Annotated in this window: 18 protein-coding genes and 1 pseudogene; 12 read left to right on the top strand and 7 right to left on the bottom strand. The window is 64.8% G+C overall.

The annotated features are described in order from the left end of the window. Window positions 1–8 precede the first annotated feature (8 nt). Window positions 9–347: pseudogene (locus ACFQZZ_RS05155) on the bottom strand (carboxyl transferase domain-containing protein); the annotation flags it as partial. Between the two features lie 562 nt (window positions 348–909). Between ACFQZZ_RS05155 and ACFQZZ_RS05150 the strand changes: the two are divergent. The 4 genes from ACFQZZ_RS05150 (at window position 910) to ACFQZZ_RS05135 (ending at window position 4607) form a co-directional block, all read left to right on the top strand. Further along, window positions 910–2082: a hypothetical protein gene (locus ACFQZZ_RS05150; protein ID WP_378674687.1), complete on the top strand. Its 1173-nt coding sequence runs from the start codon at window positions 910–912 to the stop codon at window positions 2080–2082. 112 nt (window positions 2083–2194) lie between these two features. Continuing rightward, window positions 2195–3178, top strand: coding sequence for a hypothetical protein (locus ACFQZZ_RS05145; protein ID WP_378674684.1), 984 nt, complete (start codon window positions 2195–2197; stop codon window positions 3176–3178). 176 nt (window positions 3179–3354) lie between these two features. Then, the gene (locus ACFQZZ_RS05140; protein ID WP_378674681.1) at window positions 3355–4002 is read left to right on the top strand and encodes a TetR/AcrR family transcriptional regulator; all 648 of its coding nucleotides are present in this window, start codon (window positions 3355–3357) and stop codon (window positions 4000–4002) included. 68 nt (window positions 4003–4070) lie between these two features. Next, window positions 4071–4607: a hypothetical protein gene (locus ACFQZZ_RS05135; protein ID WP_378674678.1), complete on the top strand. Its 537-nt coding sequence runs from the start codon at window positions 4071–4073 to the stop codon at window positions 4605–4607. A gap of 232 nt (window positions 4608–4839) precedes the next feature. Here the strand turns inward: ACFQZZ_RS05135 and ACFQZZ_RS05130 are convergent, their stop codons facing one another. Beyond that, on the bottom strand, window positions 4840–6390 hold the full coding sequence (locus tag ACFQZZ_RS05130) for an acyl-CoA carboxylase subunit beta (protein WP_378674675.1): 1551 nt from the start codon (window positions 6388–6390) through the stop codon (window positions 4840–4842). A 527-nt stretch (window positions 6391–6917) separates the two neighbouring features. Between ACFQZZ_RS05130 and ACFQZZ_RS05125 the strand changes: the two genes are divergently transcribed. The 5 genes from ACFQZZ_RS05125 (at window position 6918) to ACFQZZ_RS05105 (ending at window position 11502) form a co-directional block, all read left to right on the top strand. Beyond that, window positions 6918–7880, top strand: coding sequence for a transcriptional regulator (locus ACFQZZ_RS05125; RefSeq protein ID WP_378674672.1), 963 nt, complete (start codon window positions 6918–6920; stop codon window positions 7878–7880). Between the two features lie 56 nt (window positions 7881–7936). Then, on the top strand, window positions 7937–8887 hold the full coding sequence (locus tag ACFQZZ_RS05120; protein WP_378674669.1) for an acyl-ACP desaturase: 951 nt from the start codon (window positions 7937–7939) through the stop codon (window positions 8885–8887). An 8-nt stretch (window positions 8888–8895) separates the two neighbouring features. Then, the gene (locus ACFQZZ_RS05115) at window positions 8896–9912 is read left to right on the top strand and encodes an alpha/beta hydrolase (RefSeq protein ID WP_378674666.1); all 1017 of its coding nucleotides are present in this window, start codon (window positions 8896–8898) and stop codon (window positions 9910–9912) included. 93 nt (window positions 9913–10005) lie between these two features. Then, a complete protein-coding gene (locus ACFQZZ_RS05110; RefSeq protein WP_378674663.1) occupies window positions 10006–10404 on the top strand; it encodes an antibiotic biosynthesis monooxygenase in 399 nt (132 codons plus the stop codon). Between the two features lie 54 nt (window positions 10405–10458). Further along, the gene (locus tag ACFQZZ_RS05105) at window positions 10459–11502 is read left to right on the top strand and encodes an LLM class flavin-dependent oxidoreductase (RefSeq protein WP_378674660.1); all 1044 of its coding nucleotides are present in this window, start codon (window positions 10459–10461) and stop codon (window positions 11500–11502) included. Here ACFQZZ_RS05105 and ACFQZZ_RS05100 read toward each other — a convergent pair. Beyond that, window positions 11394–12521: a fused (3R)-hydroxyacyl-ACP dehydratase subunits HadA/HadB gene (locus ACFQZZ_RS05100; protein ID WP_378674657.1), complete on the bottom strand. Its 1128-nt coding sequence runs from the start codon at window positions 12519–12521 to the stop codon at window positions 11394–11396. The genes ACFQZZ_RS05105 and ACFQZZ_RS05100 overlap by 109 nt on opposite strands. Window positions 12522–12984: 463 nt before the next feature. Here ACFQZZ_RS05100 and ACFQZZ_RS05095 point away from each other — a divergent pair, with 463 nt between their 5' ends. Beyond that, window positions 12985–14151 carry an esterase/lipase family protein gene (locus ACFQZZ_RS05095; protein WP_378676373.1) on the top strand — a complete coding sequence of 389 codons (1167 nt, stop codon included), beginning with the start codon at window positions 12985–12987 and terminating at the stop codon, window positions 14149–14151. Window positions 14152–14832: 681 nt separating this feature from the next. Continuing rightward, window positions 14833–15942 carry a hypothetical protein gene (locus tag ACFQZZ_RS05090; protein WP_378674654.1) on the top strand — a complete coding sequence of 370 codons (1110 nt, stop codon included), beginning with the start codon at window positions 14833–14835 and terminating at the stop codon, window positions 15940–15942. Between the two features lie 58 nt (window positions 15943–16000). Here the strand turns inward: ACFQZZ_RS05090 and ACFQZZ_RS05085 are convergent, their stop codons facing one another. After that, a complete protein-coding gene (locus tag ACFQZZ_RS05085; protein WP_378674651.1) occupies window positions 16001–16561 on the bottom strand; it encodes a TIGR03086 family metal-binding protein in 561 nt (186 codons plus the stop codon). 114 nt (window positions 16562–16675) lie between these two features. Between ACFQZZ_RS05085 and ACFQZZ_RS05080 the strand changes: the two genes are divergently transcribed. Beyond that, window positions 16676–17020 carry a putative quinol monooxygenase gene (locus tag ACFQZZ_RS05080; protein WP_378674648.1) on the top strand — a complete coding sequence of 115 codons (345 nt, stop codon included), beginning with the start codon at window positions 16676–16678 and terminating at the stop codon, window positions 17018–17020. A gap of 25 nt (window positions 17021–17045) precedes the next feature. Here the strand turns inward: ACFQZZ_RS05080 and ACFQZZ_RS05075 are convergent, their stop codons facing one another. The 3 genes from ACFQZZ_RS05075 to ACFQZZ_RS05065 form a co-directional block, all read right to left on the bottom strand. After that, a complete protein-coding gene (locus ACFQZZ_RS05075) occupies window positions 17046–18197 on the bottom strand; it encodes a cytochrome P450 (RefSeq protein WP_378674645.1) in 1152 nt (383 codons plus the stop codon). 364 nt (window positions 18198–18561) lie between these two features. Next, the gene (locus ACFQZZ_RS05070; RefSeq protein WP_378674642.1) at window positions 18562–18990 is read right to left on the bottom strand and encodes a CBS domain-containing protein; all 429 of its coding nucleotides are present in this window, start codon (window positions 18988–18990) and stop codon (window positions 18562–18564) included. A 139-nt stretch (window positions 18991–19129) separates the two neighbouring features. Continuing rightward, window positions 19130–20350 carry a PucR family transcriptional regulator gene (locus ACFQZZ_RS05065; protein WP_378674639.1) on the bottom strand — a complete coding sequence of 407 codons (1221 nt, stop codon included), beginning with the start codon at window positions 20348–20350 and terminating at the stop codon, window positions 19130–19132. Window positions 20351–20437 lie beyond the last annotated feature (87 nt).

The raw sequence follows: 20437 nt of genomic DNA, 5'->3' as shown, positions 1-20437 counted from the left end.
CGCCGCGGTCACATCGGGTACAGGTTGTGCTTGCGAGGGTTTGGTTCGGCTCCGGCTTCCTTCTCCCTGAGCAGCCGCAGCGCGTGCCGAATTTCCAATCGGGTGCGGGCGGGTTCGATGACGGCGTCGATGTAGCCGCGTTCGGCGGCGATCCACGGTGTAGCGACAGTTGCGTTGTAATTGCTGATCATGAAGTCTCGCACGGCGGCCCGCTGGTTGGCGGGGACTTGGGCCAATTGGCGCTTGCCGACTATCCCGACCGCACTCTCCGCGCCCATCACCGCGATCCGCGCGGTGGGCCACGCGAGGCTGATGTCGGCCCCGAGCTGCTTACAACCCACTCCAGCTTGTCTCCCGTGCTTGTCATGCCGGATGCCGCCTTTCGACCTCGTCGTCCTACGGCCGACGCTATCCATCGCGACATCTACGATCGAGCGATTCCACGGCCTCTTGTGCAGCTCACAGCGTCGACCGAGGGGAGTTGGACGATGTCACGACAAGCAATTTCCGCTGCGCCACAGGTGTGGAAGCTGTTGCGGCGCTGCTGATCAGGCTGAGTGTGCCCCGAATCGGTCCATCGATCTGACCTCGATCGCATCCGTTAGCGAGCCTGCTATCTGCCGCCCGCCGTGTCGTCTGCTCCGGAAGGCTCATGGTGGATTTTGGGTGCCGCTGGGCAGATGTGGCGGTCTCGTCACTTGGCATTTACGGCATATCGCGCGGCCACGCCTTCGTCGAGACAACCTGAAGGGGAATCGAATATTGCGATAGCCGGCCCCAGGCACCGCTGCTTCGGTGGACAATTCGATTGTGACACGGCTCGGCTCATCGCTAGCTCGTCCTGATTTCTTGATGCCTGCCCCGAGTGCAACCACGCGAAGCAGGACTGAACTGACAGGAGAGGACGCCATGGCTGATTTCGAGGGCGAAGTCATCGTTCACGACCGGGCGAACAACGAGCGGATCACCCTCATCGGTAACGAGGGTGATATCCGAGTGAAGAATGCTGTCGGCGAACTGCGGCTCCACTTCGACGGCGTGGACGCTGCACTCTATCTCGGCGGTCAAGGCAACGAGGGCGATCTCATCATCCGCGACGAGGCCAACAAGGAGCGGATAAAGCTCGACGGCGGCGCTGGCCACATTTGGGTGAGGGATGCCGCTGGCAAAGAGCGCGTCCGGTTGAGTGATAAGGGCAATATCGCGGTGCGGGACGCTGCCGGTAACCTGCTGTTCCAGTTCGACGTCAACAGCAGCGCGCTCCATCTCGGCACCCGGCCGCCCCGCACCGGCATTGAGGTGGACCCCTTCAGGGAGCGGATCAAGCTGGACGGTGCCCACGGTGACATTTCGGTGAAGGATGCCGCCGGCAATGTGCTGTTCCGCTATAGCAATGTGGCCGCGACCCTCTATCTCGGCGGCAAGGGCGCTGGGGGGAGTGGTCTTATCCTTCGCGACGCGCTTAACAAGGACAGGGTGAGGCTGTCCAGTCGCGAGGGCGACATCGGGGTGCAGGACGCGGATGGCAATGAGGTGTTCAGGTTCGTCAGTGGAAGCGCCAGTCTCGATATCGGCGGTACTGGCAAAGCGGGTAGTCTCGTGGTCCGCGACGGGGCGAACAAGCAGCGGATCAAGCTGGTGGGCGGCGAGGGGGACATCATCCTCAGCAATGCGGACGCTGCCGAGGATTTCGAGGTCGCTGATGCTGCGGAACTGGCTGCGGGGATGGTCATGGTGTTGGGGCAGGACGGCAAACACATTCCCTGCTCCAGCGGCTATGACCAGACGGTGGTGGGCGTCGTGTCCGGCACCGGCGGGTATCGACCGGGGATCGTGTTCGACCGAGGGGAGAAGTCCGACGATCACCGGGTGCCTATCTCGGTCATGGGCAAGGTGGCATGCCGCGCGGACGCGGGCTACGGCAGCATCCGCGTCGGGGATCTGCTGACGACATCGCCTAGCCCGGGATGCGCCATGAAGGCTGAGGATCGGGGGCGCGCCTTCGGAACGATCATCGGCAAGGCCCTCGAGCCCCTGCATGAAGGCGCGGGCCTGGTGCCGATTCTCATCAGCCTGCAATAGGACGGTGATACGAGCCTTGCACATTCACGTTGGTTGTGCCTGTCAGTGCGCCTCTTGCCGACGAACGCGGGCGACCGTGCGAGAGATTCACAGTCACGAAAGGTGAAGCGCGATGGTAGAACTCAGCCTGAGATGGCACCTTGCGCAGATCGGCGAGCCAAAGTCGACCGCCGGCATGCGAATTCCGGGGGATTTTCAGTCTCGTCCGCCGTCGGGTCGCTTGCGGGACCTCATGAAGGCGATGCGGTCTCCTAAGCCCGAGCAGTGGACGAAAACGAACCAGGGAGTCTTCTCCAACAAGGACTGGACAGAGGAGTGCCAGGGAGTGACGCACGACCAGTTCTACTGGTACGTGTCCAGCAACCATGCCGGTAAGCAACGCGTCTACCGCCTTTCACCAGATGGCGACGTCGTCGACCACGTCAAGCTGGCGGGTAACGGGAGCGAACACCTGGGGCATATCGACTATCACGACGGCCGCATCTATTGCGCGATGGAAGATCCGGCGGATCCCCCGAAGATCGTAGTCATCGACACTCCGCCGTTCACTGGATGGCGAAGTGTGGCACTGGTGGGTGAGTCGGGCGGGGCGCCGCCGCAGACCCGGTGCGCGTGGTGCGCGATGAACCCCTGGAACGGATTGCTCTACAGCTGGAACGGGACACGGAGCAAGCACGCAGACCGGCTCATAGCCTATCGATTGGATTCGGACGGTGCGCGTTTCGTGCATGTGAAGGAGGCGGACATCAAGCTGCCAGAGCCGTTGCTATTTGTGCAGGGAGCGGTTTTCTCCAAGAACGGCCACGTCCTTCTCGCTCGAAATGCACCGGCCTCTCTCGAGGCTTCATTACTCGGCGACACCAGCGACATCCGCTGCTACAGCGTTCTCAACGGCACGTATTTCGGGCGGCTGGTCATTCCGAAAGGTAGCGGCTGGCCAGATTTGGAAGAGGTCGAAGGCCTCACCATCTGGGAAGGCAGAGAATTTGACGGCGTCACAACGCACGTGCATCTCATCCTGCTCGACAACGATATTCACAACGATGACGACGTGTACTTCAAGCACTATCACGTGCCCTTGTCGGACGACTTGTAGCAAGGTTCACGTGCTTCGGAGCGTCGAGAATCGCTTCTCGAGGGGTCTTGTACATCGCCAGCAGTTCGGCGACTCCTCCGAGGGGTGCCCGGTCCAGATGGTGCCGGGATTGACGATGACCTTGATGTGGATTCAACTATTGTCCCTGTGGGACAATTAGCTGCTAAGCTGTCGGTATGGGTGGCGACGCCGAAGTCGACCTGGACGGCCGGCGGCTGCGCACGAGGCGCAGTCGGGCTGCTATGTCGGCTGCTGCGTTCGATTTGCTCACCGAGCGGGGATTGGACTCGGTGGCGGTGGAGGACATCGCCGTGCGCGCGGGGGTGACCCGGCGGACTTTCAGTCGGCACTTCTCGTCGATCGAGGAGGCTGTGCTCGCCGATCTCGATCAGGATGTGCACCTGTTCAACGAGGCGTTGTGCGCGCGGCCGGTTGGCGAGCCGCCGCTGGCTGCTTATCGCCATGCTATTCATGACTGGCTGGATGCCGAATACAGTGGCCCGCGTGCAGAGCTGCTCGTTCGCCGCTGGGAGCTGTTCCAGCGATTCGACGACGAGCCAGCGCTGTTCGCGGGCTATCAGCGTATCCGTCTTGCGGGGCAACAGGAGTCGGTGCGCATCATCGCCGCCCGGCTGGGTACAGATCCGGTAGTGGATCTGCGTCCGGCCGCGGCCGTTGCCGCGGGCTCCGCGATGCTCATCGCGGCGTTGCAGGCGTGGGCTTTCGGGACGGATCCCACCAGCCTGCCCGAGCTCATCGAAGGATTCTTCGCCATTCTCGCCGGGCTGACCAGCGATATCCAACACGAGGAGTCACCGTCATGACCACAGGGTCGGTGAATACGAATGTTGTCCGTCGGACCTGCCGACGCGTCGGGTTGGACCGTAATCCGATGCGCAGACGGGAAGATCGCCTCCAATCGGTGGCAGGTGCGCTATTGCTGCTGCTGTTCCTTGTCATCGTTCCGGTGGCGACCATGACCATCGGCGTCCGGATCTATGAGACGGAAACCCTTGTCGCGCAAGCGGAGGCGGCGCAGCTGCACGAGATCGACGCGACAGTGATCGAGGTCGGCAAGACGCCGCTCTACGCGCCGGTGACGCCCGCGAAGGTGACGTGGAGCGATCCCGACGGGACCACCCACACCAGCGACTACCAGGGCACCGGAATCATCAAAACCGGTGCCACCGTGAAGATCTGGCTCGACAGTGCGGGAAACGTCGCCCACCCACCGTCGGAAACCCGGGCACTCAGCAAGGCCGTGCTCATCACCACCGGCGCGGTGTTGGCGGTCCTCGCCTGCTGCGGTAGCTGCTATGCCCTGCTGCGCCGCGGACTCGATCGCAGGCGCTCGCGACTGTGGGAAACCGAGTGGGCCACTGTGGGACTCACCTGGGGCAACCACGGCACCCGCCCCGACCAGAGCTAGCGCGCAAGGTCGTTCGGGGCCGCAAAGCCGTCCGGAGTGCGGTGTGCCCACCGACTAAGGGTAGGGACAAAGTCGGCGGGCACACCGCGTGCCCGGCCGCTACGCGGCGAACGAGGGCCTGGCACATCGACAACGTCAGGCACTCGCACAGACCGCCGCGCGGCGGGTGACAAACATCGGCGCATCCCACCAATATTGTCGGTTTGTGTTGTGACGCAGCACAATCGACGGCTTACACCGGAAACAGGCTGTGCTTGCGATTCTCGGGTTCGACCGCGGCTTCCTTGTCACGCAGCAGTCGCAGTGCCTGGCGGATTTCCAAGCGGGTGCGCGACGGTTCGATGACGGCGTCGATGTAACCGCGTTCGGCCGCGATCCACGGGGTCGCGACCGTCTCGTTGTACTGGTTGATCATGTAGTCCCGTACCGCCGCCCGCTGATCGGCGGGCACCTGAGCCAGCTGACGCTTGCCCACGACGGTGACCATGCTCTCGGCACCCATCACCGCGATCCGCGCGGTCGGCCAAGCCAGGCTGATGTCGGCGCCGAGCTGCTTGCAGCCCATTACCGCGTAGCCACCGCCATAGGCTTTGCGCACCACGACGGTCACGATCGGCACGGTCGACTCGAGCACGGCACGGAAGAAACGCCCGCCGCGCTTGATGACACCGTTGCGTTCCTCCTCGACACCCGGCAGTACACCGGGGGTGTCCACGACGAACACCAGCGGAAGGCGGAAGGCGTTGCACAGGCGGATGAAGTGGGTCGCCTTGTCCGAGCACTTGGCGTCGATGGCGCCGCCGAGCGCCATCGGCTGGTTGGCGATGACGCCGACGCTGCGTCCATCGACACGGGTGAAGCCGGTGATCAGGTTCTGGGCGGTGGCCGCGCCGATCTCGAGGAAGTCACCGTCGTCGAAGAGGCGCAGCAGGATGTCGTGCATGTCGTAGCCGGCGCGATCGGAGTCCGGGATGATCGAGTTCAGCTCCAGATCGGAGGCGGTGATCTCCGGTTCCAGGCCCGGGTTCACGATGGGGCCCTGCTCCATGACACTCGACGGCAGGTAGCTGAGGTAGTTCCTGGCCCAGTCGAAGGCAGCCTGCTCGGTCGCGGCGACGTGGTGGACAGTGCCGTTGGCTGCCTGTACATGCGCGCCGCCCAGCTCCTCCATTGTCACGGACTCGCCGGTCACGTCCTTGATGACCTCGGGCCCGGTGACGAACATGTAGGAGTTCTCGGTCGCGATGAGGATGTCGGTGTTCACCGGCGCGTAGACCGATCCGGCCGCGCACTTGCCGAGCATGATCGAGACCTGCGGGACGAAGCCCGACAGCGGTCCCTGGCGCCTGCTCATCAGGGCGTACCAGGCCAGTGAGGCCACCGCGTCCTGGATCCGGGCGCCGCCGGAATCATTGATCGCGACCACTGGGCAGGCGTTGTTCAGCGCGAAGTCGAGCGCATTGGCGACCTTGCGGCCGAACATCTCGCCCACCGAGCCACCGAAGACGGTCTGGTCGTGTGCGATCACCACCACCGGCCTGCCGTCGATGCGGCCGTGCCCGGTCACCACACCATCGCCGTACATGGCGCCCGGTGTTCCCGGCTGGCGCACCAGCGCGCCCAGCTCGATGAAGCTGCCCGCATCGAGCAGCATGCGGACCCGCTCGCGGGCGCTGGGTATTTCCTTGGCCTTGCGTTTCGCGATCCCGGCTTCGCCGGCCGGTTCCTGGGCGAGCTCCAGGATGCCCTGCAGCTGTTCCAGCTTCTCTCGCGTACCGCTCATGTGTGATGATGCCCTTCGATCGCTCGCTTCGCCGTTGCGTCGCCGATTTCGTCGTACGGGGTGCGGCGCTCGATGTTATCCGGGATATGACCCAAAGCACACATCTTCAACCGTTCCCATGGGACAGCTCACAGGGTAGACGGGTCCGCTCTGGTCGTCTGTCGCCCCACCCATCATCCCAGGAGAGGCCGGACCCGCATCCCGGGGGACCACGGAGCCTGACCGCCGGCGCGTTGTGGTTTGTCCCTGGTGACAGCAGGACCACCGATGAGCAGTCCAAAGGACGACCTCGACGCGGATTGCCGACCGTAGGGTGACGAAGACGCAGCGCCGGTTTGCGCGGTCGGCGCTGCGTCTCGAACTTCGCCGCCGCCGCGGGAAATCTTCGGCGCCGCGATTGCCAGTGCTTCGAAAGTTTGCTTGTCACTTGTGATTTCGCCCAACGGTCGGAGTGTCGGCTCATGACATCCCTAATTCTGTATTCGCCACCGCATTTCGGCGCGGCGGGTCACTAGCCTTCCTCGATCATGGTGGGCACACACGCCGGCTCGGGCGCCACGAGCTTGGAATCGAAACTCGTCGAACATCTGAGATATCGCGCGCGCGGCGCGCCGCACGGCGACCTGGCGACCACGACCAGAAACCTCGTCGCCGCTGCCGCGAGCGGATCGCCGCAGGCCGACATCACCGGCTCCGCGACCCGCTGGGCGCGCGAAGGCGTCGCATTGGAAACTGTCCTCGGCGCCTATCACGACGGCATCCGTACCGGCCTCGAATTCCTCGCCGAGCAGGCCACCGACGCTGATCAGGTCATGGCCGGCGCACGGCTGATGGTCCGGGTGCTGGAAACCGTGACGGTCGCGGCATCGGCGGCCTACGTCGACGAGCACCGCCAGGTGGCAAGAGAACAGCAGACCGCGGCACAGACCTTGGTGTCGGCGCTGCTCAGTGGCTACGGCGTGACCCAACTGGCCAGGCAGACCGGGATCGCCATCGCATCGTCCTATCAGGTAGTCGCGTTATCGATTCCACCGCACGCGGACGAACGAAGACCCGGCATCGCCACGCCGTCCGCGGCGCGCCGCAAGCTGCGCCGCGTCCAGGCCGCGCTGGCGACACCGCTCGGGTCTCGTGCCCTTTCGCTGCTGTCCACCGATGGCGGCACGGTGCTGGTGCCGATCGATGACGCCTCGGTCCGCACACCGCTGGCCATGACCGCCGACGTGCTGGAATTGCTCAGCGAGGCCGCCGAGGTGCCGGTCACCGCGACCGTCGGCACCGGCGACACCGTTCGGATTCCCGAATTGGCAGCTCGTGCGCACGAGCTGCTCGAGCGGCTGCTCGTCGCGAGCCGCCCGCCCGGCCTCTATCCGATGGCCGACCTGCTCGAAGCAATCGGCTGTGACACGGCGGGTTATGACAAACCCCAGCAGGCTCACAGACCCGTAGTCACCTCACCCAACGATCGCCGAATCGGTCGCACGGCGTGAATATCCGGCCCTATCGTCGAATTCGCCTCGATTCAGGGGCAACGAAGGAGTTGCGAGTGACAACCGCGTTGACCGATATCGACATTCTGCGCGAACTGGAACCGGTCGCCGAACGCAATCTCAATGACCACCTTCGCAAAGCCAGGCCGTGGAATCCGCACGACTATGTGCCGTGGGACGACGGCCGCAACTTCGCCGCCATGGGTGGAATCGACTGGGAGCCAGGACAATCGGTGTTGTCGGAGGTCGCGCAGACCGCGATGGTGACCAATCTGCTCACCGAGGACAACCTGCCGTCCTATCACCGGGAGATCGCCGACTCGTTCTCGTTGGACGGCGTGTGGGGCACCTGGGTCGGGCGCTGGACCGCCGAGGAGAACCGGCACGCGATCGTGCTGCGGGACTACCTGGTCGTTACCCGCGCGGTCGATCCGGTGGCCCTGGAGGCGGCGCGGATGGCGCATATGACTACCGGCGTAGCGAAACCGGTGAAGGGGTCGCAGTTTCTGCGCTCTATGGCCTACGTCACGCTGCAGGAGTTGGCGACCCGGATCAGTCATCGCAACACTGGAACCGCGTGCGGCGAACCCATCGCCGAGCGTATGCTGCAGCGGATTGCCGCCGACGAGAACCTGCATATGATCTTCTATCGCAACCTGAGTGCCGCAGCGCTGGACCTGACGCCCAACGCGATGTTGTGTGCTGTCGCGGATATCGTGACCCGGTTCCAGATGCCCGGCCTCACCCAGCCCAACTTTCGTCGCAACGCGGTGGTGCTGGCGAAGAACGGAATCTACGACCTGCGTCAGCACCTCGACGTGGTAGTTCGTCCGGTGTTGCGAGCGTGGAACGTGTTCGACCGCACCGACTTATCCGGCGACGGGGAACGCGCGCGCGAGATTTTAGCTGCCTACCTCGACGAATTGGAAGTCAAGGCAACGCGTTTCGAGGAGCAGCGGGACCGGGCCGCCGCCCGCCTGGCAGAGCGAGTCGCCGCAGCAGGATGAATCTACGCGTGCCGATCACCGCCGTAGCGATGGTAGCCATCGCCGCGGTGAGTGCTGCGCCCGTGCTTGCCGACGAGGTGGTCGTTGGATCTCCACCGCCGATAGACCCCGCGATGACCCGAACCGGGTTGATCAGTCAGGAGCGGCTCGGCCCACGCCGGGAACGTCTGAACATCGCCTCCGCCGCTATGCGGCGGGTGATCACCGTCGACGTGTTGCGCGGCACCGGCACCGGACCGCGTCCGACGCTGTATCTGCTCGACGGAGTCGACGGCGAACCCACCTCGGGTTGGCTCAGCAAGGGCAAGGCGGCGGAATTCTTCGCCGACAAGCCGGTTGATGTCGTATTGACCAGTGGCGGCACCGGAAGTATGTACAGCGACTGGGATCGCCACGACGCAGCGCTCGGGTTGAACCGGTGGGAGACCTTCCTGACCGAAGAACTGCCACCGATCGTGGAGTCGCTGCTGAAGTCCGATGGGCGGCGCGCGATTGCCGGTGTGTCGATGGGTGCGCAGGCGGCGATGATGCTCGCTCAGCGCCACCCCGGCCTTTTTCGTGCCGTCGCCGGGATGAGCGGATGCTATTCGACCGCGGACCCCTTGGGTCATGCCGTCACTACCATCACGGTTGCCTCGCGCGGCGGTAATGTCGAAAACCTATGGGGCCCACCGTCCTCACCCGAATGGGTCGCGCACGACAGCGTGCTCGGCGCCGAGGGCCTGCGCGGGACGACCATCTATCTCTCGGCCGCCCCCGGCCTGCCGACCGCCGCCGATCTCGTTGCCGTCGCCAACTCACCGACCGTCGTCGACGCGCTCAGACTGGCGGGCGGGGGCGCGGCCCTGGAGGCCGGGGCGCGGGCCTGCACCGAGCGGTTCGCAGCCCGGCTCGGTGAGCTGAGGATCCCGGTCACCGTCGAGTATCAACCGTCGGGTATGCACACGTGGGCCGATTTCGAGGCACAGCTGCCGCGCGCCTGGCGGGTGCTTGCTCCCGCGTTGGGACTACCCGAGCCGAAATAGCCGCCACCGCGGTACGCCCGGCACTCCGCGTCGGACATCAGGTCCCGAGTTGCGGTTCACCTTCCACAATGGCATGTTGATGGGATCCATCTGATGACGGGACCTACGATGCCGACTCTGCCCTGGACCTCCGGAGTTCATGAGCCCACCGACGGTGAGCAATTGCAAGTGCTCACCTCGCGGCTGCCGCTGAACCGCTACTCCGACGTCGTGCGGTTCCTGCGCTGGACGCTGAGGATCCGTTCTCAGCTGCGCGACGCTCCCGGTTGTGTCGGCTACACGTTGGACGCCCGTCTGTTCAGCAAGACGTTCTGGACCTTGTCCGCCTGGTCCGACCAGGAGGCGATGAACAACTTCGTGCGCAGCGGCGCACACGCCGAGATGCTTTCCGATATGGCAGGCCGAGTCGGCAACCCCAGCTTCGTCGACTCCACAGCGACCCGCGCCCAGATCCCGCTGTCCTGGCGGGAAGCGCGCACCCGCCTCGCTTGAAGCCCTGGTCAGCGGCATGCGGAATCAGTTGGCGACGTCGGCGTTGACGTTGGTATGACTTCGGCACTTCAGTCGGTCCAGTTCTCGATCTTGGATCGTTCCCGCGTTCGGCGCGGACAGAGTCACCCCGAGGCGCTGCGCGAGACCGTCGAGTTCGCGCGGCTGGCCGAGGAGTGGGGTTACCACCGGTTCTGGGTATCCGAGCACCACAGCGTGCCGGGTGTGGCCGGCTCGGCTCCGACGGTGCTCGCCGCGGCGGCTGCCGCGGCGACATCGCGGATTCGGATCGGTACCGGCGGGGTGATGTTGCCCAACCATCAGCCGCTCGTCGTGGCCGAGCAGTTCGGGGTGTTGGAGTCGTTGTATCCGGGCCGCATCGACATGGGTCTCGGCCGCTCGGTCGGATTCACCGACGGTGTGCGGCGGGCACTCGGGCACGGGAAGAGCGACGCCGACGATTTCGACGCTCAGCTCACCGAGGTGCTCGAATATTTCGGGCACGGTCGTCAGGGCGTGCACGCCTGGCCTGCGGATGGATTGCAGGTGCCCGCGTTCCTGCTGGCCACCGGTTCGGGAGCGGAACGGGCGGCGCGATTCGGGTTGCCGTTGGTGATCGCCGCGGTCGCGGGTGAGGACCGGATGGTCGAGGCGATCGAGCATTACCGCGATGCGTTCCGCGCGACGGCCTTCGGCGCGGAGCCGTATGTCGTCGTCTCGGGTGCGGTCGTCATTGCCGACACCACCGAGCAGGCACACCGGCTGTTGCTGCCGGAGGCGTGGTCGAACGTCTACTCACGCACCCGCGGCGAGTTCCCCGTGCTCATCCCGCCCGAGGAGATCGAGACCCTGGACATGACCGAGCGGGAACGTCGGATGTTCGACGAGGCGCTGCGCGACCACATCCACGGCACCGAAGACGAGGTCGCGGAGGCGTTGGAGCACTTGGTAACCCGTACCGGCGCTGATGAGATCCTGGTGCACACCAGCACTTACGATCGGGCGGCGCGACTGGAATCGCACCGCCGTCTCGCCCAGCTGACCGGATTGGGCTTCGCTACTCGATCTCGCTCGGAGAATCGCACTTCCGCCGCGGCGTAGCCGAAGAGCTTGCGGCCGTCGGCGCGCGCCTCGACGGCGACGGTCGCCCTGCGCCGCCGTGGGTCCAGCGAGGTCACCCGTCCGCGGAACTCGATCGCGCTGGTATTCAGCGCCGGGATCCCGGCATAGTGCGTGTAGTGCGCGAACTGGGCGCGAAAGCGGGTGACCGCGGCCGGGTCGCCGAGCCACGAGCTCAGGAAACCCGCGGCGAGGCCGAGTTTGAGCATGCCGGGCGCCACCACGGTCGGCAGGCCCGCCGCGGTCGCGACCTGCTCGTTGAACAGCACCGGATTGCCGTCGCCGGTTACCCCGGCGTAGTTCACCAGGTCGCCCCGCGATAGGTGGACCACGCGAACGGGCAGCTCGGTTCCCACCGCCAACGCATCGAGATCAACTGTCGTGCGCGGTATTCGGCTCGTCCGCGCCGGAATGATCTTGTCGGAATGCGTCGCCATCACGATGTCCGCTGACCGCGTGGGCTCGGCCGGGCAGAATCCCCGCACGGCCAGTTTGCGCATTGTTTCGGCGAGGCCGGGATCCGTGCTACCGGTGCGCGCCAGCAGCGCGGTGTTCCCGGTCTGCACGACCGTGCCGTGCTGGTCGGTGAGCACGCTCTTGACCGCGAGCACGTCGTAATCCGCGAAATTCCGGAAGGATTCGAAATAGATGTCGCAGGTGAGCCGGTCACCCGCAATCAGCGGTCGGCCGAAGTCGAATACCTGGTCCGCGTGCAGAATTCGGGTCGAATCGTATCCGGTGATCAGCGTGTCGAGTATTTCGCGATGGACCCGCTGCAAGATTATCGATGCGAACGTCGCAGGCGCGATCAGCCCGTCGAATCCGAGCATGGCGGCCGCGTTCTCGCTCCAATGCGCCGGGTGATAGTCCTGCACGGCACGTGCGAATTCGCGGATCTTTTCGCGCCCGACTTCATAGCGGGCCGGCGATCGATACCGATGACGCACCATCGCCTGTGCATGAGCCGCGGCGTTCACATGATCGACGACGATGTCACTCATATTTGCTCCTGTTTGCGTGGTGGCATACGGTGTCGGCCCGAAATCAGCCATCGAAGTGCCGTCGACGGCGAGAAAACGTGGGTCAATCATTCGTCCGGAAGTCCCGTTTTCTCTGTGATCGATCGGTTATCTGGAGAATTCACCGATACCGGTCCATCTCTTTGGTGGCGCGCACGCAGCGTTGTGAACAGCACCTGCGGTTTGCGCATCGTGTTGTGACCCTTCCTCGACCAATTTCGCTCGGCGGCCGCGATTGTGTCGGATCCCTATTTGCGGCCAGGTGCGTTGGTGAGGTGTCCAGATGCCGTTCTGTCACATGGGTTTCGGCGTTCGACCGCCTTAGCGTTGGCGCAGTTTCAGCGCCGTCGACCGGCATACCTCGGCACTGTCACTCGAACGTTGTCGTTCTGCAGGAAGGCATGTAATGAAACGAAGTACCTGCGGCCGGTCGTTGCGCGCAGTAATGATGGGTGTCTCGGTGCTCACGATGAGCATGACGGGCATCGTCGCCGCCGCGGCCCCAGGGCCCGCGCCGACGGAACAGAACCTGGCCGACTACATCGCCGCGGGCCGGAAGGGGGCGCCAGTCGCCGACTCCGGCAGCGCGGGCAGCTCCGGCTCCGCCTGTACCTCGGGCAGCGGCGCCGGATCGGGCAATGGGTCCGGCGACTGCTACGGCGGTTCGGGCAGCAGCTCCGGTTCCTCGGGCGGCTACGCCTCCGACACCGTCCGTTACGGACCACCGATGACCTCATGGCTGGCCGCGTTCGGTTACGGCCTGCTGAACCCGGATGCGGCGCCGCCGGGGTCCAACGACTGGAACTGTAAGCCGACCGCGGAACATCCCCGTCCGGTGCTCATGGTGCACGGCACCTGGATGAACGCGTACAACGGCTTCGCGTACCTGGGCCAGCCGATCAAGGACGCCGGATTCTGCACGTTCACCTTCAACTACGGTCGCTCCAACATGCTGGAGGGCGGTGGTCTCGGTTCAGTGCTGCCCGGCGTGATGGGCACCGGCTATATCGAGGATTCGGCGAAACAGCTTGCGACGTTCGTGGATCGGGTGCTCACCGTGACGGGCGCGAGCGAAGTCGATCTCGTGGCGCACTCGCAGGGCGGCTCGATGTCGAACTACTACACGAAGTTCGAGGGTGGCGCGGCGAAGGTCAAGAACCTGATCACCTATGGCGCAACCCATCACGGCACCAGCCTCGACGGCATCGGCGCACTCGGCAGGGCCATCAACAACTTCGGCATCGACATCCTCGGCTTCATCGAGATCTTCGTCGGTCACGCCGGTATTCAGCAGACCATCGGCTCGGATTTCGTGAACAAGCTGAATGCCAACGGCGACACCATCGCCGGGATCGACTACACCGTCGTCGGCACTCGCTACGACGAGATCACCAACCCGTACGATCTGACGTTCCTGAGGCCGGGACCGGGTGCGACGGTGCAGAACATCACTCTGCAGGATGGGTGCGAACAGGACCTCTCCGACCACCTGACCATCCTGTATTCGCCACGCGCACTGTCGATTGCGTTGCGCGCGCTGGACCCCGTCGGGCACCCGAACCTGGAGTGCACCTTCAACCCGTGGGTGATCGGCGGTGGTGGATCGCTGTAATACCCGCCAGATCGTGCACCCCGCCGGGCCGGGCGAACCCTGTCTCCCCGAGTCCTGTTCGGACGGAGAGCGGAAGCCGACCTCGGTCGTGAGTTCCCGGCCATTTCCCGACGGGCCGCGGCAGACGAAATCTGTTGTCGCCCAGAGGTGCCGCATACGGGATGTTCGTGAACAGGTGATGCCCGGCCTCGAACCGACCGGTCAGGATTCCGGAATCACTTTCACTTCTGCCATGGCCGGTCTTTCTCGGGTGCGTCCGGAGCACAGTTGCGCCGGTGTGCGCAAGGTGTTGCGTCGCAGCGAAATCCAGACTCTCGACCTTGCCATCGCGATCGTGGACCAGGAAACTCGCGTGCGGGGTCGTTGCGGCTCGCCAGGCCAGCATCCCCGCGACCGTCTGCCGCCCCGTTGTCAAGTGCTGGACTGCCATTGCCTACCTTCGGGCGCGATCGTCATGGAATCTGCTCCTTCTTCTCGGATTCGTGTGTCGCTATTCGGCCGAGGTGGGTCGGGGCCGCTCCGCCAGTGGTATGGGCGGGGTGGATTGCCGCACTCGCTGCCGCGTCTCACCCTGCTTGCGACCAGATCGGTGTAGCACCGACGTGGCGACAGGATGCCGAGATAATGTGGGTGCAGCTAGTTGCTGGCAACCGAGAACCGAAACAGTACGTGGAGGCGATCATGCTGCATACCGATATACCCACCCGAGGCGAGATCCTGGCGTTGGCCGCGCTCACGGATCCGTGGTGCGTGTCGATCTACACCCCCACCGAGGCGGACACACCTACGCCGGACAAGAACCGCGTCGCGTTCGCCAACCAGGTGCGTCGCGTGCTCGAACGGGTGACCGACGCCGCCGTGCGTGCCGAGTTCGAGCGGGACTTCGACGACCTCATCGACGACGAGGAGTTCTGGCGGTTTCAGTCCCGGACCCTGGTCGTGCACGCGACCCCGACCCGGATGCGCACCTATCGGGTACCGAATCGGCTCGGCGAAGGCGAGACGGTGGCGGACCGGTTCTATCTGAAACCCCTGTTGCGGGCAATCACGTTTCCGCAGGCGGCGTTCGTGCTCGCGCTCGCCGAAGGATCGGCGCGGCTGGTGGAAATCACCCCGGACGAGCCGGCCAGAGAGGTGCACCTTCCCGGGCTGCCCATCAGCGCGGTCGATCATGCGCGCAAGGCTTCGCTGAACGATCGGGCACCGAAACGCAAGGTTCAGGGCGGTGAGGGACGCAAGATGCGAGTGCGCCAGTACGCTCGCGCCATCGACCAGGAACTTCGCGATGTGTTGGCCGGCCGCGATGTTCCGCTCATCCTGGCTGCCGCCGAACCCACCGATTCGCTGTTCCGCTCGGTCAATAGTTACCACCATTTGCTGCCGGAGGGCATACCCGGCAACCCGGAACAGTTGTCCGACGAAGAACTCGCCGCGCGTGCCCGCCATGTGCTCGATCGACACTATGCGGCCCAACTCGCCGACCTGCGGACGGTTTTCGATAGACGCCGCGCCGAGGGCCGCGCCAGTACCGATATCTCCGATATCGCCCGCGCGGCGACCTTCGGCATCGTCGCCTCCGTGCTGGTGGATATCGATGCCGCCGTTCCCGGCACCCTGTCCCCGGACGATGGCACCGTCACCTTCGGACCGGCCTCCGATGCCGACGCGCCCGGTGTGCTCGACGAAATCTGCCGCCGCGTCCTGCTTGCGGACGGCCGCGTGCTGGCCGTGCGCGCCGACGATCTACCCGACGGGGCGCCGGTCGCCGCGATGCTGCGCTATACGCCATAGCGTGGCTCGCACGCCAGCCTGCCCGTAACCGACGCCTTCTGGCCGAGGCTGAAGCGTGTCAGCCTCGGCGGCCTAGGTAGGCCAGGACCTGCGTCTGCCGATCGGCATCGTCGGGAACGGGCAGCTGTGGTCCGCATACTCCGGGCATCCGGATGGAGTCGCCGAGGGATTCGGCCACGCCACGCGCCCATTCGAGGTCGGCTTCGGGAATCGTGACATCGGTACCTGTCGCCTTGGCTACATCCCACCCGTGGACCACCAGGTCGAAGCAGAGGAAGTTCTCGACGGTCGCCGCAAGATCAGTGCGTCCGAAGGCGCCCTCGTACTCGAGCGTGGCCGTCGCCGGATCATCGAGCACACGCTGCATAGCGTCACGCACCGTCGCCCACGCGGCGGCTGGATCGTCGTCGACCGATGGTCCGGCGTCGAGTTCCAGCCCGACGACCTTCACCATGTCGCGCTCGGTGTCGATCACATGGCGAAGGACGTCGCGGGCGGTCCATCCGTCGCACGGCGAGTCCGAGTCCCAACGGTTCGCAGGTACCGCGTCGACGCGACGGGTGAACGTTGTGGCGAGATCTCGGTAACGGTCGGCAGGAGATATCTCAGTGGAAGTCATACAGCAAACTCTCCGCCATCGCGGATGTTCCGTATTGTATTTTTCCGACATCCCGAGGTCGGAGGGATGGTCAGCGGCCGTTCGTCGCAGCTCGACCCTACGGTAGGAGGAGCAATGATCTTCATCGTCGTCAAATTCAAGACAAAGCCGGAATGGGCGGAGAAGTGGCTCGATCTCGTCGGCCCGTTCACCGCCGCCACCCGTGCCGAGGAAGGCAACCTCTGGTTCGACTGGTCGCGCAGTGTCGATGATCCGACCGAATTCGTGCTCGTAGAGGCTTTCCGCGATCAAGCCGCTGGCGGCGCTCATGTCGGCAGCGCACACTTCGAGGCCGCGATGGACACGTTGCCACAGGCGCTCGAGTCGACCCCGAGGATTATCAGCCAAGCCATCGACGCCACCGGCTGGTCCGAGATGGGCGAGATGACCATCGGGATCGGCGAGGATCTCAACAGTTGATGCGCCCGGCATGCGCCGATCGCATCTAGTGCGGCGTAAGCAGCACCGGCAGCGTGACCAGGCCGTGTGAGCGCCATGAGGTCCGGTATTCCAGCGCCGATTCCGCAACAGCCAGCTGTGCTCGCGGGTGCCGCACGAACAACTGCGGGACGACGGCATCGATGACAAGGTCGGCGGCTTGCGCACCGAGGCAGTAGTGGGGGCCGCGGCCGAACATCAGGCTGGGCCTGCCGTTGCGGGCAGGGTCGGAGTCTGCGCCGAACAGTGTCAGCAAAACGGTGTCTCCGGTGGAGATGGTGTGGTCGCCGAGTATGAGGTCGGTGACCGCGAATCGTCGGATGGCAAACGGCAGTGGATTGGCGCGTTCCATCAGCAAGCCACGGGACGTCGGCCACGCGGCGAGGGTTTCGGGGGCATCGTCGGACGTGAGGAGTGCGGCAATCATGTTGCTGCACATATGCGCTGCGTTCTCCAAACCCGCCAGCATCATCAGGAAAGCAAGGGATACCAGTTCGTCCTCAGTGAGCGTTTCCTCGACGTCGCGGGCCTGGACCCACCCACTCAACAGGTCGTCACCGGGATTCACGCGCTTCGAGTGGACCAGACTTGCGAAGGTCGCGGTCAGCCAGCCGATCGCCGCCACGAGCCGTTGCCCGGACGCCTTCGATGCGGCATCGAAGGTCACCATGGCGGTAGCGGCATCGCGCAGGCGCGAATGAAGGTCGGCGGGTATTCCGAGTAGTTCGCCGATGACCATGGCCGGAACCGGGACGCATAGCTCAGCGAGCAGATCGATTGTCTCGCTACCGCTTTCGGGTAGAGCAGCGAACACCTCTTCGGCTGTCCGTGCGACGGCAGCACGTAGACTTCCGGAGGAACGTCGGGAGAACGCGGGTCCTGCGAGCTTTCTGATCCGGCCGTGCTCGTCGCCGTCCATGTTCAACAAGTTTCGATCGAGCGCAGGCGGTAGCGCGAAACCGGCGTAACCTCCGCTTGCGTGCTTCTTGTCCAGGCTCAGTCGGGGATCGGCGAGCAGTGCGGCCACCTCGTCGTATCCTGTGACCACCCAAACCTGTTGACCACCAGGCAGTTCCGCGCGCCGCACCGGTCCGCGCCAGGCCGCGTGCTCGTCCCATCGAGCGCTCGCCGACGTTCCGATCGCCGTTTGCTCCACCATCGCGCCACCTCACTGTCGGATTGCCGACGACTGTGCCCAGTGCATGCCGAACTCGCGGACGGGCAATCGGATCGTTCACAAGCTACTTGATGACCTGCAGCAGGTATCGGTCTAGACGAGCAGCCGTTCACCCAGCGACGCAGGCGTTGCGTGATCGCGGTCCGTAGCACTGACGCCGCGCCCCGCACCACGAGGCCCGCCGCGACCAGCGGCGCGAACAGCAGCCACGGCGAGCCCTGGTGGTAGTCGCAGTAGACGGGCTCGCCGTGGCTCAGTCGCCGCGGTAACGACCGGAAACCGCCGGAATTGCTGCCGGTGCTGGCCATCTCGACGCCGACCTGGGTAAGAGCTGGTTCGCCGACGTTCAGATGCTGTCGAAGTCGGTGGAGATCGCCTCGACTGTGCTGCCGGCCTCGTCGTTGCTCAGCGCGGTGGCCACGTCGGCTTGGGCGATGATGCCGACCAGTCGGCTGCCGTCGAGCACCGGTACGCGTCGTACCTGATACTGCGACATGATCGACATGACCTTGCGCATGTCGTCGACGGCGTCGACGGTGACAAGGACTCCGGTGCCCAGCTCGCCTGCCATGACCCCCCGCGGATCCTTGTGCTGCGCGATGACCTTCACCACGATGTCGCGGTCGGTCAGCATTCCCTTCAACTGGTTGTCCTCGCCGCAGATGGGCAGCGAGCCGACATTGAGCTCGGCCATCTGCTCCGCCGCCACCACCACCGAATCGGTGGATCGCACACATTGCACGCCTTGGGTCATGATCTCTGCCGCGGTTGTCATCGGAAGCCTCCTGTATCGCGGATCTGACAAGACCGCCCGCGGGTCTGGACGACTCGCTACCGTCATACCCAGCTCCGACGCGCATACACCCTTGCCCTGCGGACACGCACCCGCCGGGACGATCCGGTTGCGGGTGGCGTCAGGCGGTTCGGTAGGTGCGGGCGACCAGGGCCGAGCGCAGGTACCAGAGGCCGGAGGGCTGGGAGGGGTCGAAGCCGGTGAGCTGGCCGATGCGCTTGAGTCGGTAGTCCACGGTGTTGGTGTGTACGTGCAGGACTCGGGCGGTGCGTTGGCGGTTGAGGTTGTTGCCGATGTGGCGTTGCAGGGTTTCCAGTAGTTCGGGGTGCTCGTCCAGTGGATCGAGCAGTGAGCCGAGGTACTCGCGTCCCGGGCCGGGCCGGGTCAGCTGGTATTCGAGTGCCAGCTCGTCGAATCGGTACATTCCGGGTACCGCCTGCAAACGCTGCACCATGTCGAGCAATTCATGCGCCTGGTCGGCGGCGTTGGGGATCTGTTCGGGCGTGGCCTGGACCAGCGTCGTGGTGATACCGACCTGTGCGGCGTGCGAGAGCTGGTTGACCAGGGTATCGAGGCCATCGTTGTCGAAGGTCGTCGATGGAATGAGAATGGTGCCGCCATCGACGCTCAGCAGTGACAGCGCGCTGTTGTCGCAGCGCGTGGCCAGCTCGGCCTGGACCCTGCGGAGTTTGCGCCTGGCGACGACCTGACTGTCGAGCGCCGGATTGCCTTCGTCGCGATGCGCCGGAATCGCGGCCGCGACAACGACATACGACTCGGCGATGGCGATGCCGCATTCGCGCGCCATGGTCGAGGTGCTGTGTCCACCCAGCAGTGCCGAGGTGAGCGTGTGGACCGCCGTGTGGTGCTCGCTGACTACCGCGCGCAGTTCCCTGACGTAGGCGACCGAAATCGCCGAGGTGATCATGTCCAGCATCTGCACGACCATGTGGGCGCCGTCGACCAGGCTGTCGTAGTCCTTGATGGACGCGTTGGACACCACCAGGTTCAGGCCCATCTGGAAGCCCTCGTGGATCGAGTGGTGGATCGTATCGATCGGCACGCCCTCGCGCGCCCACCCGGCGGCGGCATCCTGGAGTCGCTGCACCTTCTCCGGGATGCCCTGCCCGTCGAGCATGCTGACCGCGAGTTCGAGGCAGGTCCTGGTGATGGTGGTGACGTCGCCGGAGATGGCATCCACCGGCAGTGTGCCGCAGGGGATGACATTCTCCACGAAGTGACCAACCATCTGACGCGATAGCGTCCGGACATCTTTCAACGGGGATGACATGGGCTGACCCGCCAAGGTCAGACTCGGCCAGGTCGAACTGTCGACGGACATTGGCGACTCCTTTGCCCCCGGGTATAGCTGTGCAGGGCATTCACAGTAACTGTCCGGAGCGGGGCGCGGACCGATTCGCGATCTTCT

This window comes from Nocardia sp. GCM10030253 (genome assembly GCF_042675075.1).
Taxonomy (GTDB): Bacteria; Actinomycetota; Actinomycetes; order Mycobacteriales; family Mycobacteriaceae; genus Nocardia.
The sequence above is the reverse complement of the archived record's forward strand: the minus strand, read 5'-3'. Positions and strand labels throughout refer to the sequence as shown.

Coding starts and splice junctions, on each gene's coding strand:
- ACFQZZ_RS05150 (WP_378674687.1), top strand. CDS start 910: ATGGCTGATTTCGAGGGCGAAGTCATCGTTCACGACCGGGCGAACAAC.
- ACFQZZ_RS05145 (WP_378674684.1), top strand. CDS start 2,195: ATGGTAGAACTCAGCCTGAGATGGCACCTTGCGCAGATCGGCGAGCCA.
- ACFQZZ_RS05140 (WP_378674681.1), top strand. CDS start 3,355: ATGGGTGGCGACGCCGAAGTCGACCTGGACGGCCGGCGGCTGCGCACG.
- ACFQZZ_RS05135 (WP_378674678.1), top strand. CDS start 4,071: ATGCGCAGACGGGAAGATCGCCTCCAATCGGTGGCAGGTGCGCTATTG.
- ACFQZZ_RS05130 (WP_378674675.1), bottom strand. CDS start 6,390: ATGAGCGGTACGCGAGAGAAGCTGGAACAGCTGCAGGGCATCCTGGAG.
- ACFQZZ_RS05125 (WP_378674672.1), top strand. CDS start 6,918: ATGGTGGGCACACACGCCGGCTCGGGCGCCACGAGCTTGGAATCGAAA.
- ACFQZZ_RS05110 (WP_378674663.1), top strand. CDS start 10,006: ATGACGGGACCTACGATGCCGACTCTGCCCTGGACCTCCGGAGTTCAT.
- ACFQZZ_RS05105 (WP_378674660.1), top strand. CDS start 10,459: ATGACTTCGGCACTTCAGTCGGTCCAGTTCTCGATCTTGGATCGTTCC.
- ACFQZZ_RS05100 (WP_378674657.1), bottom strand. CDS start 12,521: ATGAGTGACATCGTCGTCGATCATGTGAACGCCGCGGCTCATGCACAG.
- ACFQZZ_RS05095 (WP_378676373.1), top strand. CDS start 12,985: ATGATGGGTGTCTCGGTGCTCACGATGAGCATGACGGGCATCGTCGCC.
- ACFQZZ_RS05090 (WP_378674654.1), top strand. CDS start 14,833: ATGCTGCATACCGATATACCCACCCGAGGCGAGATCCTGGCGTTGGCC.
- ACFQZZ_RS05085 (WP_378674651.1), bottom strand. CDS start 16,561: ATGACTTCCACTGAGATATCTCCTGCCGACCGTTACCGAGATCTCGCC.
- ACFQZZ_RS05080 (WP_378674648.1), top strand. CDS start 16,676: ATGATCTTCATCGTCGTCAAATTCAAGACAAAGCCGGAATGGGCGGAG.
- ACFQZZ_RS05075 (WP_378674645.1), bottom strand. CDS start 18,197: ATGGTGGAGCAAACGGCGATCGGAACGTCGGCGAGCGCTCGATGGGAC.
- ACFQZZ_RS05070 (WP_378674642.1), bottom strand. CDS start 18,990: ATGACAACCGCGGCAGAGATCATGACCCAAGGCGTGCAATGTGTGCGA.
- ACFQZZ_RS05065 (WP_378674639.1), bottom strand. CDS start 20,350: ATGTCCGTCGACAGTTCGACCTGGCCGAGTCTGACCTTGGCGGGTCAG.